At 51.3% G+C, this 17,410-nt stretch carries 14 protein-coding genes; 6 read left to right on the top strand and 8 right to left on the bottom strand.

From position 1 onward, the window contains the following. The first annotated feature begins 29 nt into the window (after positions 1 to 29). The 5 genes from EPV75_RS09915 to EPV75_RS09895 all read left to right on the top strand — a co-directional run bounded on the left by EPV75_RS09915 (position 30) and on the right by EPV75_RS09895 (position 6,392). Positions 30 to 1,382 carry an 8-oxoguanine deaminase gene (locus EPV75_RS09915; protein ID WP_128385283.1) on the top strand — a complete coding sequence of 451 codons (1,353 nt, stop codon included), beginning with the start codon at positions 30 to 32 and terminating at the stop codon, positions 1,380 to 1,382. A 272-nt stretch (positions 1,383 to 1,654) separates the two neighbouring features. Next, positions 1,655 to 2,416, top strand: a complete 762-nt coding sequence (locus EPV75_RS09910; protein WP_068649348.1) for a DUF5020 family protein — start codon at positions 1,655 to 1,657, stop codon at positions 2,414 to 2,416. 88 nt (positions 2,417 to 2,504) lie between these two features. Further along, complete coding sequence (locus tag EPV75_RS09905; RefSeq protein ID WP_128385282.1) at positions 2,505 to 3,593, top strand: BMP family ABC transporter substrate-binding protein; 1,089 nt, start codon at positions 2,505 to 2,507, stop codon at positions 3,591 to 3,593. Positions 3,594 to 3,701: 108 nt separating this feature from the next. After that, positions 3,702 to 4,730 carry an adenosine deaminase gene (locus tag EPV75_RS09900; RefSeq protein ID WP_225972314.1) on the top strand — a complete coding sequence of 343 codons (1,029 nt, stop codon included), beginning with the start codon at positions 3,702 to 3,704 and terminating at the stop codon, positions 4,728 to 4,730. A 261-nt stretch (positions 4,731 to 4,991) separates the two neighbouring features. Continuing rightward, complete coding sequence (locus tag EPV75_RS09895) at positions 4,992 to 6,392, top strand: nucleobase:cation symporter-2 family protein (protein WP_128385281.1); 1,401 nt, start codon at positions 4,992 to 4,994, stop codon at positions 6,390 to 6,392. Positions 6,393 to 6,876: 484 nt separating this feature from the next. Here EPV75_RS09895 and EPV75_RS09890 read toward each other — a convergent pair whose 3' ends face one another. The 8 genes from EPV75_RS09890 to uraH are packed head-to-tail and all read right to left on the bottom strand — an operon-like array spanning position 6,877 to position 16,218. Then, positions 6,877 to 7,803: an ABC transporter permease gene (locus EPV75_RS09890; protein ID WP_128385280.1), complete on the bottom strand. Its 927-nt coding sequence runs from the start codon at positions 7,801 to 7,803 to the stop codon at positions 6,877 to 6,879. Then, complete coding sequence (locus EPV75_RS09885; protein WP_128385279.1) at positions 7,803 to 8,879, bottom strand: ABC transporter permease; 1,077 nt, start codon at positions 8,877 to 8,879, stop codon at positions 7,803 to 7,805. Before EPV75_RS09885 ends, EPV75_RS09890 begins: the two co-directional genes overlap by 1 nt. Next, positions 8,869 to 10,398: an ABC transporter ATP-binding protein gene (locus EPV75_RS09880; RefSeq protein WP_128385278.1), complete on the bottom strand. Its 1,530-nt coding sequence runs from the start codon at positions 10,396 to 10,398 to the stop codon at positions 8,869 to 8,871. Before EPV75_RS09880 ends, EPV75_RS09885 begins: the two co-directional genes overlap by 11 nt. A gap of 52 nt (positions 10,399 to 10,450) precedes the next feature. Then, positions 10,451 to 10,945, bottom strand: a complete 495-nt coding sequence (locus EPV75_RS09875; RefSeq protein WP_068649337.1) for a nucleoside deaminase — start codon at positions 10,943 to 10,945, stop codon at positions 10,451 to 10,453. Positions 10,946 to 10,956: 11 nt separating this feature from the next. Next, positions 10,957 to 12,006 carry a xanthine dehydrogenase accessory protein XdhC gene (gene xdhC / locus EPV75_RS09870; RefSeq protein WP_192893984.1) on the bottom strand — a complete coding sequence of 350 codons (1,050 nt, stop codon included), beginning with the start codon at positions 12,004 to 12,006 and terminating at the stop codon, positions 10,957 to 10,959. Position 12,007: 1 nt separating this feature from the next. Then, positions 12,008 to 14,356, bottom strand: a complete 2,349-nt coding sequence (gene xdhB, locus EPV75_RS09865) for a xanthine dehydrogenase molybdopterin binding subunit (RefSeq protein ID WP_128385276.1) — start codon at positions 14,354 to 14,356, stop codon at positions 12,008 to 12,010. Further along, positions 14,349 to 15,860, bottom strand: a complete 1,512-nt coding sequence (gene xdhA, locus EPV75_RS09860) for a xanthine dehydrogenase small subunit (protein WP_128385275.1) — start codon at positions 15,858 to 15,860, stop codon at positions 14,349 to 14,351. The genes xdhB and xdhA overlap by 8 nt, the downstream gene beginning before the upstream one ends. 1 nt (position 15,861) lies before the next feature. Continuing rightward, positions 15,862 to 16,218, bottom strand: coding sequence for a hydroxyisourate hydrolase (gene uraH, locus EPV75_RS09855; RefSeq protein ID WP_128385274.1), 357 nt, complete (start codon positions 16,216 to 16,218; stop codon positions 15,862 to 15,864). A 418-nt stretch (positions 16,219 to 16,636) separates the two neighbouring features. On the opposite strand from uraH, the gene EPV75_RS09850 reads away from it, so the two are divergent. After that, positions 16,637 to 17,323: a GntR family transcriptional regulator gene (locus EPV75_RS09850; RefSeq protein ID WP_068649318.1), complete on the top strand. Its 687-nt coding sequence runs from the start codon at positions 16,637 to 16,639 to the stop codon at positions 17,321 to 17,323. Positions 17,324 to 17,410: the final 87 nt, after the last annotated feature.

Raw genomic sequence — 17,410 nt, 5'->3', positions numbered from 1 at the left:
TTCCTGTTAAACACAAAGAGGCATTGACGATGACGACTTCCACCCTTTGGATTCAAAACCCGCTGGCTATTTTTACCGCTAATGACGCGAATGCCGACGGTGGCCTGGTGGTGCGAGGTCAGGAAATTGTCGAGCTGGTGGCAAAGGGGCAAACCCCGATGATCCCGGTGGATTCGGTGTACGATGCGTCGGAATCGGTGGTTTTACCAGGCCTGGTCAATGTACACCATCACTTTTATCAAACCTTGACGCGCGCGCATCCGGACGCCTTGAACAAGCGTCTCTTTCCGTGGCTGAAAACGCTCTATCCCGTGTGGGCCAATTTGCAGGAAAAGCAATTGGAAGTGGCTTCCACGCTGGCGATGGCCGAGCTGATGCTGTCCGGTTGTACGACGACCTCCGATCATCATTATGTTTTTACCGACGGCTTGGAATCGGCCATTGATATTCAGCTGCAGGCCGCCAAACGACTGGGGATGCGTACCCACTTAACGCGAGGCTCCATGAGCCTGGGCGAAGAGCAAGGCGGGCTGCCGCCCCAGAATACGGTGCAAACCGAAGAAACGATTTTGGCCGACAGTGAACGGCTGATCAAAACCTATCACGATGCCGATGATGGGGCCATGACGCGGATTGCCTTAGCACCCTGTTCGCCGTTTTCAGTGACGGAAGACCTGATGCGGGAAACGGCACGCATGGCGGAAGCATACGATGTGCGATTGCATACGCATTTGGCGGAGACGGAAGATGAAAACAATTTCTGCCTGCGGATGTTTGGTTTGCGTCCGCTGGATTATTTGGAAAAAGTGGATTGGTTGAATCATCGTACTTGGCTGGCGCATGGCATTCATTTTAATGACGAAGAAATCGCTCGACTCGGCCAAGCCGGTGTCGGCATTAGTCATTGTCCGTCGTCCAATATGGTGTTGGCATCGGGCATTTGCCGCGGTCTTGAGCTGGAGGCGGCCGGTTGTGCGGTGGGGATCGGTGTGGACGGTTCAGCTTCGAATGATTGCTCCAATATGATTGAAGAGCTGAGACAGGCCATGTTGATCCAGCGATTGCGTTATCAGGCTGATGAAATGACACACTTAACGGCATTGAGCTGGGGAACCACAGGTTCAGCCGCTTGCTTGGGACGGAATGATATCGGCGAAATCGCCGTCGGCAAACAGGCCGATTTGGCTTTGTTCAAGTTGAATGAACTCCGTTTTTCCGGTGCCGGTGATCTGTTGGCCGCTCTGGTGTTGTGCGGCGCACATCAAGTGGACCGCTTAATGGTGGCAGGGCAGTGGCGAGTGAAAGACGGAACCTTGCTGGACTTGGATGTGGAGGCCTTGATGCAATCGCACGGAATGGGTGCGCATCATTTAGTGACTTAATAAATTTAGCATTGAGGTGCAGATGTTTGCATCTGGTGCAATATGATTGAAGATTTTGGTGCATTGTATACATTAATTGTATACAACATGTTTGTTTGATAAAAACCCTGGAGACAGTTTAGAAAAGTTTTTTAATAAAATCATTGCGTTAGGTTTTTTGACCCGAGAAGTGTGAAAAAAATATGACATTGGCATCTTGATTGCTAACCATCGTATAGATTGATTGTATACAATCTTGTTCACATTTAACCAAGTAGAAGGATGTAACGATAATGACTTTATTTAAAAAAACGAACTTTCTGAAAGGCTTGGCGCTATCCGCCGGGCTATTAGGAGCTTCGGTTGCCCAGGCAGCTGACTGGAGTAAAACCAGTGTGTTGTTGCTGGATGGCTCTGGATATAAAAGTGTGCCATCAAACACGGAATACGATACGCAAGTGCTAACGCTTGAGCACGTGGATGGCTGGAAATACGGTTCTAACTTCTTCTTCGTGGATGTGACGGATCCAAACTCTTCCGACAGTTCTTTCTATGGTGAATTCTCACCGAGTTTCTCTCTTGGAAAAATGACCGGTAAAGACTTGTCTTTCGGTTTTGTTAAAGACGTTTCCCTAACAGGTACCTGGGAATTGGGTGACGTGACCAACGCGAAATTATTCGGTCTTGGGTTTGACTTGGATGTACCGGGTGTACCGGTCGCTAAGGTGAACTTCTATCAACGTATCGGCGAGTCGGATTTCTACTCTGGCGAAACCAGTGAAGCCTTCCAGGTGACTTTAGTTTGGATGGCGCCTTTCGAATTGGGGCCAACCAAGTGGGTGTTTGAAGGTTACTTCGATTACGCCACGGCTGAAAACAATGTTGGTAAGAAAGAAAACATCACCTCTTCACCTCGTCTGTTCATCGATGCGGGGGCATTGTGGGGCGCGCCAAATCAGCTATATGCCGGTGTTGAGTGGTCTTACTGGATGAATAAATACGGTTCAGACATTGATGAAAGTGTGCCGCAGGCGGCTATTAAGTGGACGTTCTAATACGACACTGAACGATACGGAATCATTTTAACGATAACGCTGGTCTGACCAGCGTTATTTGCATCGAATCCTTGAAAAGGAGAATTGCATGAAAAGAAGAACGTTTTTAAAACCCTTGGCTTTGACGCTGGGCGCCTCGTTGTTCGGGTTGTTCAATACCGCAGCCTTGGCTGAAGAACCGGTTAAAGCCGGGTTTGTTTATGTGGGACCGATCGGTGACCACGGTTGGAGTTATCAACATAACCAAGGCCGCTTGGCGGTTGAGAAAGCCTTCGGAGATAAAGTCAAAACCACCTTTGTGGAAAAGGTGCCGGAAGGGGCCGATGCGGAACGAGTGATTCGCAAGCTGGCCGCAAGCGGTAATGACATTATTTTTACGACTTCCTTTGGGTTTATGAACCCGACATTGAAAGTCGCTAAGCGCTATCCGAATGTCAAATTCGAACATGCGACCGGTTATAAAACCGCGAAGAATGTCGGTGTTTACAGTGCCCGTTTTTATGAGGGTCGTTATGTCGCCGGTGTGGTGGCGGGGAAAATGACGAAATCGAATGTCATCGGTTACATCGGTTCATTCCCGATTCCGGAAGTGGTGCGCGGCATTAACGCGACCGTACAAGGTTTGAAAAGTGTGAATCCGGATGCGACCGTTAAGGTGGTTTGGGTGAACTCTTGGTATGACCCGGGCAAAGAAGGTGACGCGGCCAAAGCCTTGATTGACCAAGGTGTGGACGTCATTATGCAGCACACAGATTCCCCGGCGCCTTTGCAGGTGGCTGAACAACGTGGGATTTACGGTTTTGGCCAGGCCTCGGATATGAAAGCCTTTGCGCCGAAAGCTCAGTTGAGTGCCATTATCGATGATTGGAGTGGGTATTACATCGATCAGGTTAAAGCGGTGATGGATGGAAACTGGAAGTCTGAAGACACTTGGGGTGGCTTGAAATCTGGCATGGTGTCAATTGCCCCATTCAGCGAGGCTGTTCCGAAAGACGTGGTGGCCTTGGCCAATAAAACGATTGACGATATCAAATCCGGCAAAACACATCCTTTCCAAGGGCCGTTGAAAAACCAGGACGGAAAACTGATGGTGCCTGAGGGCGAACATCTGTCCGACAAGGTGTTGTTGGGCATGGACTGGTATGTCGACGGTGTTGAAGGCCGTTTACCGAAATAAGTTCTGTGAAAACTCAGAGTAGTGAATGACTTAACTAAAAATCAATTTGAGTTGGAACTTTGAACAATGGGGCGGTTTTCCGCCCCTTTTTTGTATCTGGATGTTGAGATGAAAATACAAAATTTGATTGAAAAGATGCCCAAAGCCGAACTGCATTTGCATATTGAGGGGACTTTGGAACCGGAATTGATGTTCGACTTGGCCAAACGCAATGGGCTGTCGCTGCCATATGACTCGGTAGACGACATTCGTGCCGCTTATGATTTCCAAGATTTGCAGTCGTTTCTGGATGTCTATTACCAGGGCATGGCGGTGCTGCAGACCGAACAGGATTTTTTTGACCTGACGTTTCATTACCTGCAGCGTTGCGCAGACCAGAACATTGTCTATGTGGAAATGTTCTTTGATCCGCAGGCGCATTTGTCACGAGGCATTGCGTTTGAAACGGTACTGAAGGGCATTATCCGTGCCATGCAGCAAGCGAAAACCGATTTACAGGTCGAGTCGCAGTTGATTTTATCAATCTTAAGGCACCTGGACGAAGACGATGGTTTGAAGGCGTTGGATTTAGCGATTGCCTATCAAGATTATATTGTCGGAATAGGATTGGATTCGTCGGAGCGCAATAACCCGCCGGAGAAATTTCGATCGCTGTATCAAAAAGCACGGCAAGCCGGTTTTCGCCTGGTGGCACATGCGGGTGAAGAAGGCGATGCCAGTTACGTACGAGGCGCCGTCGAAGTGCTGCGAGTGGAGCGTATCGATCATGGTAACAATGCCTTGCAGGACATGAAGTTAGTGGCCAAACTGCGGGAAATGCAGATGCCTTTGACGCTTTGCCCTTTGTCTAACTTAAAGCTGAAAGTGGTGGAGAAGGTTTCCGAACATCCGTTGTTGAAAATGATGAATCTGGGCTTGAAGGTGACGGTGAATTCCGATGATCCGGCGTATTTTGACGGCTATTTGGTTGAGAACTTTACAGCCGTACAAGAAGCCTTTCAGCTCAAACCGAACCAGTTGATTGAGTTGGCCAAGAACAGTTTTGAAGCGAGTTTTCTGCCACAGGAACGAAAAGCACATTATTTGGAAAAATTAATGCGTTTTAGTCGTAAAAACAGAGTGTTAACGGGCGCATAACGCTTGAAAATTGCACAGCTTTAGTGCGTGCATTCTCGTTGTGAGTGCAATAATTTTTATTATTGTGAACAATATTTTGTAAATATAATTTACTGTGTTGGTTTTTTTGTACTTCAAGGCATTGATTTTAAAGTATTTTTATTTTTTTAAAATTGTTTTCAATTTATTGTAAGAATGGTTAGTTAATTGCTGTTGGGTTATGGAAAGGTTCGAAGTTTTGGCTTCGTACTGTGTGATTAAAGACTTAACGGAGAGAAGCTTATGAGTAACAGTGATCATGACTCGTCGGATCTCATTTATGGATTAGATGATCGACCACCTATTAGAGAGTCGAGCTTTGCCGCGCTGCAACATGTTTTGGCAAGTTTTGTTGGCATTATTACCCCTACTTTGATTATCGGTGGGGTGTTGGGGTTGGGAAGTCATATTCCCTACTTAATCAGCATGGCATTGATTGTCTCGGGGATTGCGACCTTTATTCAGGCACGCCGTCCATTTAAAATTGGCTCGGGCATGTTATGTGTGCAAGGCACCAGTTTTGCCTTTTTGAGTTCCATTCTGGCCGCCGGGTTTATCGCGAAATCCAAAGGGGGCGGCCCGGATGAAATTATGGCTCTGATTTTGGGCGTCAGCTTTTTTGGGGCCTTTGTGGAAATTTTTCTGAGTCAATTCCTGCACAAATTAAAACGTGTCATTACGCCATTGGTCACGGGAATTGTCATCACCATTATCGGTATCAGCTTGATTAAAGTCGGTATTACTGATTTGGCCGGTGGGTTTAAAGCCCCGGATTTCGGCAGCCTTGAAAACCTTTCTCTGGGGCTGTTGGTCTTGGCGATTATCATTGTTCTGAACCGTTCATCCAATGCCTGGATTCGTCTGTCGGCGATCATCATTGGCTTGGGCGTTGGTTTTATCGTGGCTGGCCTGATGGGCAAACTGTCGTTTGATAACTTGGCCACGTTACCGCTGATGAACTTCCCGATTCCGTTTAAGTATGGTTTCTCATTTGATTGGGGTGCGTTTATTCCGGTGGCCTTGATTTATTTGATTACCGCGATTGAATCGACGGGCGACTTGACGGCCAACTCGATGGTGTCCAAGCAACCGATTTCGGGGCCGTTGTACATGTCTCGTATTAAAGGCGGTGTCTTGGCGGATGGTGTGAACTCGATGATTGCGGCGGTGCTGAACACCTTCCCGAATACCACCTTCAGTCAGAACAATGGGGTTATTCAGTTGACCGGTGTTGGCAGTCGTTATATTGCCTATTTCGTTTCTGGTATGCTGGTTATTTTGGGGTTGTTCCCTATCATCGGTGGCGTTTTGCAAAATATGCCGAAGCCGGTTTTGGGTGGGGCCACCTTGGTTCTATTCGGTACGGTGGCCGCGGCGGGTGTGAAGATTCTGGCTTCCGAGCATTTGGATCGTCGTAAGTTGCTGATTATGGCCGTGTCCTTTGGTGCCGGTTTAGGGGTCGCCTTTAACCCGGATGTCATGAAAGAAATGCCTACATTGGTACAGAACGTTCTTGGTTCAGCCGTGACGCTTGGCGGTTTGACAGCGATTATTATGAGCTTCATTTTACCCGATAAAACGGTTGTGGCTGAAGTTCAAGAGGATGAAGCGGTGACGGAAACGTCTAAATCTGCTGCATCCTAACCTTTCTTCCCTGAACGGAAGGCGGCTTTTTAGCCGCTTTTTTTTTATGCCTGTCACAAGTGTTTCGCAGTGTCGAGCCGGTCTCTAAACAACTGGGCTTAGCCAGCTTGCCAGCTGCTGAATCATCATTCCTCGCCTTACGATCTTAAGCTCTTAATCCCTTGCGCCTTTCGAGCGGCAAGTGCTTCCTTTCTTATGGTGTCTAGAGAGCGCGTCAAAATGAGGCCTTGAGAGCGCAACTGGCGTTGCCTTAATCCAAACGGCTGTGTGTCGAGATTACGTCATTGACCCTATCCAGATGTGGGGGCCGGGAGGACGAGGATAACGCATCTAACCTCTTGCTCGGCTTGCTGGCTTTAAGGGATGGGGCGGACGCGTGTTAAATCAGAATGGCGAGCAGACGCTTATCGGAGAGGTTGACGGTAGACATATTCGAACGTTAAAAACCACCAGGCCTGGTGGTTTTTAACGAAGGGCGGAAGGCTTAGCGTATGGAATGGAAAGGTTTGCCTAAGCACGCCGGTGCGTAATTGTTTTGCGCTTGGCGGGAAATCAGCACCAGGACGATAATTGTCGCCAGATACGGCAACATGGACAGGAATTCGGAGGGCATATCAATGCCCATGCCTTGCCCGTGAAGTTGTAAAATCGTGATGCCGCCGAACATGTAAGCTCCCAATAGCACCCGAGACGGCATCCACATCGCAAACACCACCAATGCCAGGGCAATCCAACCGCGCCCGGCGGTCATATTGTCCGCCCACATAGGGGAATAGGCCAGGGAAAGGTAAGCGCCCGCCAAACCGCTCATGGCGCCGCCGTAAAGAGCGGCCATATAGCGAATTTTAATCACCGGGTAGCCGATGGAGTGGGCTGCGTCATGGGATTCGCCGACGGCGCGTAAAACCAAGCCATATTTGGTTTTATTAAGAAACCAATAGGTGACGAATACCATCACAATGGAGAAGTAGACCAAAATGTCGTGGCTGAACAGAACATTGCCAAAAAATGGAAGGTCGCTGAGAAAAGCAATGTTCAATTTCGGTAAACCATCATAGGCCATCCCGACCAGATTGATGCCGATTAACGAACTCAAACCCAAACCGAAAATGGTTAGGGCTAATCCCGTTGCCACTTGGTTGGATTGTAACGATAAGGTGAGCACGCTGAAAATCAGCGCCATTCCCATGCCGGATAAAATGGCGACGATGATCGCCAGGGTGGCACTGCCGGTTGACGTCACCGTCAAAAAGGCCATTACGGCACCCACCACCATCATGCCTTCCAGTCCCAGGTTTAGTACGCCGGATTTTTCGTTGACCAGTTCGCCGAGCGCGGCGAGCAATAACGGCGTGGCCGCGGTGATAATGGTGACAATAATTAAGGAGGTTGTATCAAGTGAGAAATCCATCAGTGCTCTCCTTTGGGAACGCGGTTCCATTTAACCCGGTAGCGAATCAAGACGTCCGAAGCCAGTAAGAAAAACAAAAGTAGGCCTTGGAAGACGCCGGTCAAGGCGACAGGCAGTCCCATTTCAATCTGGGCCGTTTCGCCGCCCAGATAGGACAGCGCCATGAGTAGCCCGGCCAGTAAAATGCCGACCGGGTGTAATCGCCCTAGAAAAGCCACGATGATGGCGGTAAACCCATAGCCGGGTGAAATGCTTGGTAACAGTTGACCGATGGGGCCGGCGACTTCCATCAAGCCGGCGATGCCCGCCAGCCCGCCACTGAGCAGAAAGGTGAACCAAATGATTTTCTTATGATTAAAACCGGCGTAATGCGCGGCTTGCGGCGCTTGGCCGACAACATGCACCTGGAAACCGATAATGGTTCTGGCCAACATGACCCACAGTCCGGCCAGAATCATTACCGTGATGACACTGCCTAGATTGAGGCGCGTGCCTTCCAGTAAGGTTGGCAATAAAGCGGCGTCTTGAAACAGACGGGATTCCGGGAAGTTGTAGCCGGTCGGATCGCGGTAAGGGCCGTTGACCATGTAATTCAATAACAGAATGGCGACGTAGGTGAGCATCAGGCTGGTCAAAATTTCGTTGGTGTTGAAGCGTGTTTTCAACCAGGCCGGAATCGCGGCCCAGAGCATACCGCCCAAAGCGCCGAAGACGATCATGCTGGGCAGTAACCAGGCGCTGTCGGATTCGTGAAAATAGAGCGCTAAACCGCCGCCAACAATGGCGCCCATGACCAATTGGCCTTCGGCACCGATGTTCCAGACATTGGCCTTGAACCCGATGGCCAAGCCTATGGCAATCAAGACGAGCGGCGTGGCTTTGACGGCCAGTTCGCCGAGGCCATAAAGCGAGGTCACCGGCTCGACGAAAAAGACATAAATGCCTTCAAGCGGGGAGTGCCCCATCATCGCGAATAAGATCATGCCGGAAAACAGCGTTAACACCACGGCCAACAAAGGGGACAGGTACGTCATGCGTTTAGAAGGCTGGCTTCGTGCTTCCAGTTTAAGCCACATGGTTGTGTCCTCCCTCGGGCGTGGTGATACCGCCCATCAGCAACCCGATTTCTTCGCGACTGATGTCGGAAATCGGGTAGGCGTCGGACAAGGTGCCCTCGTAGATCACGCACACCGAATCACAGACCTCGAAAATTTCATCCAAATCCTGCGACAGCACCAGCACCGCACTGCCTTTTTCCGCCAAATCGAGGATGGATTGGTGGATGGCGGCCGCGGCGCCGGCATCGACGCCCCAGGTCGGTTGAGCGGCAATCAACAGGCTGGGGCCTTGTTCGATTTCCCGTCCGACGATGAATTTTTGCAAGTTCCCGCCGGATAAGCTTTTGGCGGCACTGCCGATGCCAGCGTGTTTGACATTGTATTTATCGCACACCATTTGCGCGTATTCATTGCGTTTTTTGAAATTGATAAAGCCGCGATGGTGCAGTTTTTTGGCTTGATAGCCGCTTAAAAACGCATTTTCGTGCAAGGCATTATCCGGCACCGACGCATGGCCCAACCGTTCCTCCGGCACATACGCCATGCCGATCATGCGGCGTTGGTTGCTGGGCAGATTGCCACTGGGGCGGCCGTGAATAATGATGGTGTCGACGTCGGTGTCCGCTTCGCCGCTGAGGGCGGAGAGCAATTCGGTTTGACCGTTTCCGGCAATCCCGGCAATGCCGAGCACTTCGCCTTGGCTGATGGTGAAATTGATGTCTTTTAAATCGTTGCCGAAAGGTTGCGAGGACTTCAATGATAAGTGCTGCACTTGAATGACATCGTCTTCAAAGGTTTTGTTGGATTGGCGTTTCGGCGGAATGATTTTTTGGCCGACCATGAGTTGTGCCATGCTGGCCGCGGTTTCCTGGGTGGGGTCGATTTCTTGAATGAATTGGCCGCCGCGAAGAATGGTGGCACGATGGCACAGGGTTTTGATTTCGTCGAGCTTGTGGCTGATGTAAAGAATGGAAACCCCTTCCGACGATAAACGGCGCAGAGTGACGAACAACTTGTCCACTTCCTGCGGGGTTAAAACCGAGGTGGGTTCGTCCATAATCAGCAGTTTCGGGTGTTGCAGCAAGCAGCGGATGATCTCCACGCGCTGACGTTCGCCAACCGAAAGGTCGTGAATCAGTTTTTTCGGGTCAATGTGTAGGCCGTAATCGGCGGAAACGTTGAGAATGCGCTTTTCCAAAGCCTTCAAATCAAAGGCTTCGTCCATACCGACGGCGATGTTTTCCAACACTGTCATGGCATTGAACAGCGAAAAATGCTGAAACACCATGCCAATGCCGTAATGGCGGGCCGTTTTCGGGCTGTCGATGTCGACCGCTTGTCCTTCCCAGAGCATCTGACCTTCATCGGGTTTGAGCAGACCATAGATCATTTTGACCAGCGTGCTCTTTCCGGCACCGTTTTCACCGAGTAACGCGTGAATTTCGCCGGGTAATATATTGAGATTCACCTGGTCATTGGCCAGGCAGCCGGGAAAACGTTTGGTAATGTTTTCCAGTTGTAGTCGGGGTTCCGTCATGTGCAACATCCTCTGCTGTTAGGGCCTGTGGCAGGCCCGTTGCCAGTCGGCGCTAGTAAGGGGTTTTGTCGGTTTTGTTTTTCCAGTCGTTAAACGGCTGGATGGCCTCGTCTTCCAGAAGGCGGAAGGTCGGCAGGTTGCGACTGAGAATCGGCTTTGAAATCTCTTCGTAAATCAGGGCATCGTCAAACCCGATGTCCGCGGCGTCTTCACGCGAATTGGCGTAGTACATTTTGTCCAGTCTGGCCCAGTAGATGGCGCTCAGGCACATGGGGCAGGGTTCGCAGCTGGTGTAAATTTCACAACCGGCCAAATCGAAGGTACCCAGCGCCGCACAGGCGTTGCGGATGGCGGTGACTTCGGCGTGCGCGGTGGGATCGTTGGCCGAGGTGACCTGGTTATAGCCTTCCGCAATGATTCGACCGTTTTGAGTGATGACCGCACCGAAGGGGCCGCCGAACCCGGCTTCCATTTTTTCTTTGGAAAGGGCAATGGCTTGGCGCATAAAGTCTTCGGGGGTTGTGGTGTTGGATTGGCAGTCACACATAAAACGTTTTCCTATGGTGTTTGGTTTAAGAAGGTCGCGTGAGCGTCCTGTTCAAAGGCGGCAGATTTGGCGGTTTGCGTGTGCTCGCTTTGCACTTGCAGTAATTGCGCCGTGACCGACGCGGCAATGACCTCGGGCGATTTTCCGGTAATTTGCGGCAAGCCGATGGGGCAGGTCATGCGCGCCAGGGTTGTGTCCGAAAGGCTGTGTTGTTTGAGTTGGCGTTCGAAACGGACTTTTTTGGTTCGTGAACCGATCAGGCCGAAATAGGCAAAGCGGCCTTTTTCCAGAATGGCTTGTGTCAGACGATAGTCCAGCTCGTGACTGTGGGTCATAACCAAAAAATAGGCGTGATCCGGCGCGTGTTCAATAATCGATGCCCAGTCGTCGGTGATTCGGTACTGCACATTGTCGGCTCGTAAGGCCGGTTGTTGCTCGGCACGACTGTCGATGCAGGTGATGTCGGCATCCAGCCATTGCAGTTGGTTCAGCAAAGCCCGGCCAACGTGTCCGGCTCCGAAAAGAAAGATCGGCAGAGCGGTGGATTGAATCGGTTCAATCAATTGGTGTTGCAAGGCGTGCCATTGCGGGACTGTTACGTCCTGAAACGAGATCTCTTCCTGGTTTTCTGCGTACGAAGGCCGCTCTTCGGTTGCCGTGATGAGGCTGCGTTCGCCACGGATTAAATCCGATTTCAGCCAGGCCTGGGCGTTTTGCTGTATCACGTATTGCAGTTGGTTTAACCAGGTTGAGCTGGCGGGGTGAACCTTTTCAAAGATTAACTGCACCACGCCGCCACAACATTGATCAAATTTCGGTACCAAGGACGTGGTGTATTCGCTGAGTTGGTTGTCGGGCGCCGTGGCGAGCAATTCGCGGGCATGGGTTTGCGCAAAAAATTCCAGGTTGCCGCCGCCAATGGTGCCGAGCGTGCGGTGAGACTGTATCAGCATTTTGGCACCGGTTTCCCGCGGCGAGGAGCCGGACACCCGACCGACGGTGACCAACACGAACGGGTCTTCGGCATTGACCAGGGTGGAGAGGGTTTGCCAGTTCAGCATTTTAGCCTCCGGCTCTGTTGAATGAACGTAAGGCTTCACACGCCAAAAGTACACGCTCCGGCGTGGCGGGGGCGTCCAGTTTCGGGCAAGCCTGGTAATTTCCGACACTGGCCACCGCATCGGTCAGGGCGTTGAAGACACTGATACCGAGCATCAATGGCGGTTCGCCGACCGCCTTGGAGCGGTAAACGGTATTTTCACGATTGGCATCGCAACGCAAGTGGATATGCATTTCCTGTGGACGGTCGCCGCAAGACGGAATTTTATAGGTGGAGGGTGCATGGGTGCGCAGACGACCGGATGGATTGTACACCAATTCCTCGGTGGTGAGCCAGCCCATGCCTTGTATAAAACCGCCTTCCACCTGGCCGGTGTCGATGGCGGGGTTCAGGGTGTCGCCGCAATCGTGGACGATATCGACGCGATCTACCGTGTATTCGCCGGTCAAGGTATCCACGGTGACTTCCGAGACGGCCGCCCCGTAGGCGAAATAAAAGAACGGGTGGCCTTTTCCGGTGCTTTGATCGAAATGAATTTTCGGGGTGCGGTAATAACCGGTGGTGGATAAGGAAATGCGCGCCAGATAGGCTTGCATCACCAGTTCTTGGAAAGGCACGGTTTGCGTGCCGATGTGCACGCCGTCCGGGGTGAAGGTAATGTCGCTTTCCGCCACGCTGTACTGTTGAGCGGCAAATTCAATGAGGCGGTTTTTTAAGGTGATGGCGGCATTTTGAGCCGCTTTGCCGTTGAGGTCGCAGCCACTGGAAGCGGCGGTGGGCGAGGTGTTCGGCACTTTCTCGGTATTGGTGGAGGTGATTTTGATACGGTCGATTTCCACCTGGAATTCTTCGGCGACGATTTGCGCCACTTTGGTAAACAGGCCTTGTCCCATCTCGGTACCGCCGTGGTTAAGATGAATGCTGCCGTCGGTGTAAATGTGCACCAAAGCACCGGCCTGATTCAAGTGGGTAGCGGTGAAGGAAATGCCGAATTTTACCGGTGTCAGCGCCAAGCCTTTTTTCTGGTAAGGGCTGGTGTGATTGAAGGCGATAATGTCGGCGCGACGTTTGGCGTAATCGGCGCTTTGTTCCAGTTCGGCGGTGATGTCGTGGATGATGTTATCCGTCACCGTCATGTGATACGGGGTGACGTTGCGTTCGTCGATGCCGTAGTAATTGCGTTTGCGGATGGTCAACGGGTCTTCGCCGAGGTGGTGGGCGATTTCGTCGATGACGCGCTCGATTGCCACCATGCCCTGCGGGCCGCCAAAACCACGGAAGGCGGTGTTGGAGACGGTATGGGTTTTGCAGCGATGCGACATGATGGACACGTTTTCCAGATAATAAGCGTTGTCCAAGTGGAACATGGTGCGGTCGTTGATGGAGGCTGATAAATCGGCCGACATGCCGCAACGCGAAGCGGCTTCAAACGCGGCGGCCTCAATGCGACCATTGACGTCGAATCCAATATCGTAACGGATGAGATAGTCGTGGCGCTTTCCGGTCATGGTCATGTCGTCGTCGCGGTCCAGGCGCACTTTGGCCGGGCGCCGGGTGTGATGTGTGACCAGCGCGGCGATGCTGGCGAACAGCGCCGGTTGCGATTCTTTGCCGCCGAAGCCGCCGCCCATGCGGCGTACTTCAACGTGGACGGCGTGATCGGGAATCCCAATGGCGCGAGCGCAACAATGTTGCACTTCCGATGGGTGCTGGGTGGAGCTGAACACTTTGATGTCGCAATCCTCGCCCGGTAACGCCATCGCAACATTCGATTCCAAATAAAAGTGATCTTGCCCGCCGATTTCAATTTCGCCTTGAAGGCGGTGCGTGCTTTGGGGAAGTTGAGCTTCCGGCTCGCCGCGACGGAAGGTTTTGGAATCCAACACAAAGGATTGGTTTTCCAGAGCCTCCTTGACGGTGATAAAGGCCGGCAGCGGTTCGTATTCGACAATGGCCAGTTTGGCGGCTTTACGCGCCGTGTGAATGTCTTTAGCCGCCACCGCAAACAGGGATTGCCCGATGTATTCCACCAAACCGTCGGCAAAAATCGGGTCGCCGTCCAAAACCGGGCCGACATCGTTTTTGCCAGTGACGTCGGCGGCGGTTAAGACGGCGACCACACCGGGAAAATTTTGCACGGCGGAGACGTCTAACCGAGTGAGCTTGGCGTGAGCCTGTTGGCTTTGCGCAATGTAGACGTGTAATAAATCCCGTGGTTCGGGCAGGTCGTCAATGTACAGGGCTTCACCGCTGACGTGCTTGTGTGCGCTGTCGTGTTTGACGGCGGCTTTAACGCCGGTTTTCAGGGTTTTCGGCAAGCGTTGGGGTGACAAAGAAGCTGGGTTAGGCATGCTGTTTTTCCTGGTTGTCCAAACGGTGTTCGATAAAGAATTTGCGCAGCAGGTTTTGCGCAACCGTCATGCGATAGCGGCTGGAAGCTCGGAAATCGTCGAGTGGCTGGTAGTCGGTGATCATGACGTCGCAGGCATTGAAAATAGTTTCGTCGCACCAGGCCTGGCCGATTAGGGATTTCTCGGTTGCGGTCGCGCGTTTTGGAATGCCGGCCATGCCGCCGTAGCAGAGCCGCGCGTCTTCCACGGTGCCGCCGTTGAGCCGGATATAAAAGGCCGCACTGACGCTGGAGATGTCTTGCTCCTGCCGTTTGGAAATTTTATAGGCTTTGAACAACACGGTTTCGCCCGGAATGTTTGTGTTCAACAACGGGATGGTCACTTTTTCGATGAATTCGCCGGGTTGGCGATCCTGCTGGCCGTAATCAATAAAGTAATCCTGCAGAGTCAAGGTACGAGGCCCTTGAGCGCTGTTTAAGGTGATGGACGCGCCTAATGCAATCAGCGGCGGCGGCATGTCGCCAATCGGCGAGCCGTTGGCGATGTTGCCGACGATGGTGCCGGAATTTCGGATTTGCGTGGAGCTGTGACGTTCGAGGAAAGGTTGCAATACCGGGAAGTGTTTGCACAGAATCGGTATGGCTTGGCTGTAAGTGACCGCGGCACCGAGTTCGATGTGTTGCGGTGTTTCCTGAATGGTTTTTAACGCTGGAATGTGACCGAGATGGATCACGGTGTCCAATTCTCGGTGTTGTTTGGTGACCCAGAGCCCGAGATCGGTGCCGCCGGCCAGTAGGTTGGCGTCCGGATGCTGTTGGTAAGCGTGCGTCAGTTCCGTGATGTTACTGGGTTGGATGTAGGTTTGTTGGTCATGTTGCCAGCGTTTGGCTTCCCGCGGTTGAATGGCTTGAAGTTGTTGGGTGATTGTTTGGGCTTCGGCCTGATAAGCGGCGGCATCCTGTTGGGCTTGGGCGAGAATGTCTTTTCCGGATTCCAGAATCGGGCCGTAGCCGGTGCAACGGCACAGGTTGCCGGCGTAGATTTTGTTCAATTCGCTGACGGTGTTTTCCGGTTTCAATTCCGACCAGGCCTGGTGGTTTTGGCGGACATTCTGGTATAAGGCAAAACCGGACATCACGATGCCGGGGGTGCAGAATCCGCACTGAGAGGCATGGCGGTCCACCATGCTTTGTTGCACCGGGTGCAGTTGGCCGTTGGTCTCTTTTAAATGTTCAACGGTGAGCAGTTGTTTTCCGTCCAGCATGGGTAAAAACAGAATGCAGGCGTTCACGGCGCGGTACTGCAATTGGCCGTCTATCAGCTCGCCTAATACCACGGTACAGGCGCCACAGTCACCTTCCGCACAGCCTTCTTTGGTGCCGATGGCCTTTTCTTCCGTCCGAAGATAGTTTAAGACCGTCATCGTCGGCGAGACATCGGCCAGTGTTTTGAGTTCGTTACCGAGTAAAAAACGAATCGGTTGGTCGGGAGGGGTATCCTTCATCTTAACTACCTCGGTAAGTACTGTATCCATACGGCGACACCAAGAGTGGAACGTGGTAGTGGCTCGTGACGTCTGCAATGCCGAACCGCAATACGATGTCGTCCAGAAATAAAGGGGACGGTAAGTTTGGATGGTGTTGTTTGAAATAAGCGCCCATTTCGAAGACGAGTTCATAGCGTCCGACGGCGATTGCGTCTGGGTTCAGTAAGGGGGCATCGGTACGGCCGTCGTCGTTGGAGCGGGTTTCGGTCAAAAGTTGCCGAGTACCGTCCTCGTTAAGGGCGTACAGTTTGATGGAAACCTGGTCAGCGGGTTGCCCCGAGCTGGTGTCTAAAATGTGTGTGGTTAAACCGGTCATATGTTTTCGCTCTTAATCACTCAATGTTATGGGGGATAATAGGTAGTATTAAACAAAATAATAAAAATATTGTACACAATTTTGTGTTTTAAGTTTTTGATCAATTGTCGGTTTTTGATCATTTTTTCACCGTTTTTGTTCTACGGTGAGGTGAATTCGGATTGGGTTTAGGTGATAATAAGAAATCGTTATCAAAAAAAACGGTTTAAAAGCATTGTTTTTGTAACTTGTTGTTTAAATAAAGCTTTTTTATTTTATTTGTGCGTTGTCTGCGGGGTTTTAAGCGAAAATGGAATGTGTTTTGAACCCGGTGGAAAAAATATTTCTTACTAATTTTTTTTAAATTGTATACAATCTGCTTTAACATTGAATGATATGAGTGTTCGGTGTTAAGCCTTGCAACTTGCAGGAGCCAATCATGGAAAAGAATAAGGGTTCGAAGAGTCAGGAACAGATTATTTATGACCGTCTGTTTGATGTCATCTTGGAACAGAAACTTCAGCCCGGCGCGCGCTTGACCGAAGTTCCGCTTGCGGAAATTTTCGGGGTCAGCCGAACCGTCGTACGACGGGCGTTATTACGCCTTTCGCACGAAGGGGTGGTGGAAATCAAGCCGAATGTCGGGGCCAGTGTGATTCGCACGCCGGTGGAAGAAGTGTCGCAATACTTTGAAGCAAGACGGATTATCGAATGCGCGTTGATTCGAATGGTGGTGGGGAAATTGACCAGTTACCAGGTGGAAACGCTGAAGTCGATGGTGCGGGAAGAGAGCCGGTATTTCGAAACCAGCAATCGCGCCAAAGGATTGCGGAAGTCGACCGAATTCCATTTTTTGATTGCCGACCTGTCTGGAAATCATCCTCTGGCGGAAGCCGCGCGGCATTTGATTTCCAGAACCTCGTTGATCGTGGCGCAGTACAATTTGTCCGGTTCGGGTGGTTGTGCGTGTGTTGACCATTCCGCCCTGGTGGATGTCATTGTCAACGGGACAGAAGATGAAGCAGAAGCTTTAATGGACACTCATATCCGACACATTGAAGACGGTTTGTCTTTAAGTAAAAAAGAACTTGAACCAGATTTATATTCTCTGTTCAAAGCCGAGTAACGTTTCATCGGTCGATGCTCCTATCGGCTAATCGTTGCCGCGTGATGGCCAGCCAGTGGAATCTGATTCAGGTGCGGATTAGCAGAG

Origin of the sequence: Hydrogenovibrio thermophilus, from assembly GCF_004028275.1 — a bacterium.
GTDB classification, from domain to species: domain Bacteria; phylum Pseudomonadota; class Gammaproteobacteria; order Thiomicrospirales; family Thiomicrospiraceae; genus Hydrogenovibrio; species Hydrogenovibrio thermophilus.
The sequence above is the reverse complement of the archived record's forward strand: the minus strand, read 5'-3'. Positions and strand labels throughout refer to the sequence as shown.

Coding starts and splice junctions, on each gene's coding strand:
- xdhC (WP_192893984.1), bottom strand. CDS start 12,006: ATGCTGAACTGGCAAACCCTCTCCACCCTGGTCAATGCCGAAGACCCG.
- EPV75_RS09885 (WP_128385279.1), bottom strand. CDS start 8,879: ATGTGGCTTAAACTGGAAGCACGAAGCCAGCCTTCTAAACGCATGACG.
- EPV75_RS09875 (WP_068649337.1), bottom strand. CDS start 10,945: ATGTGTGACTGCCAATCCAACACCACAACCCCCGAAGACTTTATGCGC.
- EPV75_RS09850 (WP_068649318.1), top strand. CDS start 16,637: ATGGAAAAGAATAAGGGTTCGAAGAGTCAGGAACAGATTATTTATGAC.
- EPV75_RS09895 (WP_128385281.1), top strand. CDS start 4,992: ATGAGTAACAGTGATCATGACTCGTCGGATCTCATTTATGGATTAGAT.
- xdhB (WP_128385276.1), bottom strand. CDS start 14,356: ATGCCTAACCCAGCTTCTTTGTCACCCCAACGCTTGCCGAAAACCCTG.
- EPV75_RS09890 (WP_128385280.1), bottom strand. CDS start 7,803: ATGGATTTCTCACTTGATACAACCTCCTTAATTATTGTCACCATTATC.
- EPV75_RS09905 (WP_128385282.1), top strand. CDS start 2,505: ATGAAAAGAAGAACGTTTTTAAAACCCTTGGCTTTGACGCTGGGCGCC.
- EPV75_RS09900 (WP_225972314.1), top strand. CDS start 3,702: ATGAAAATACAAAATTTGATTGAAAAGATGCCCAAAGCCGAACTGCAT.
- EPV75_RS09915 (WP_128385283.1), top strand. CDS start 30: ATGACGACTTCCACCCTTTGGATTCAAAACCCGCTGGCTATTTTTACC.
- EPV75_RS09910 (WP_068649348.1), top strand. CDS start 1,655: ATGACTTTATTTAAAAAAACGAACTTTCTGAAAGGCTTGGCGCTATCC.
- EPV75_RS09880 (WP_128385278.1), bottom strand. CDS start 10,398: ATGACGGAACCCCGACTACAACTGGAAAACATTACCAAACGTTTTCCC.
- xdhA (WP_128385275.1), bottom strand. CDS start 15,860: ATGAAGGATACCCCTCCCGACCAACCGATTCGTTTTTTACTCGGTAAC.
- uraH (WP_128385274.1), bottom strand. CDS start 16,218: ATGACCGGTTTAACCACACACATTTTAGACACCAGCTCGGGGCAACCC.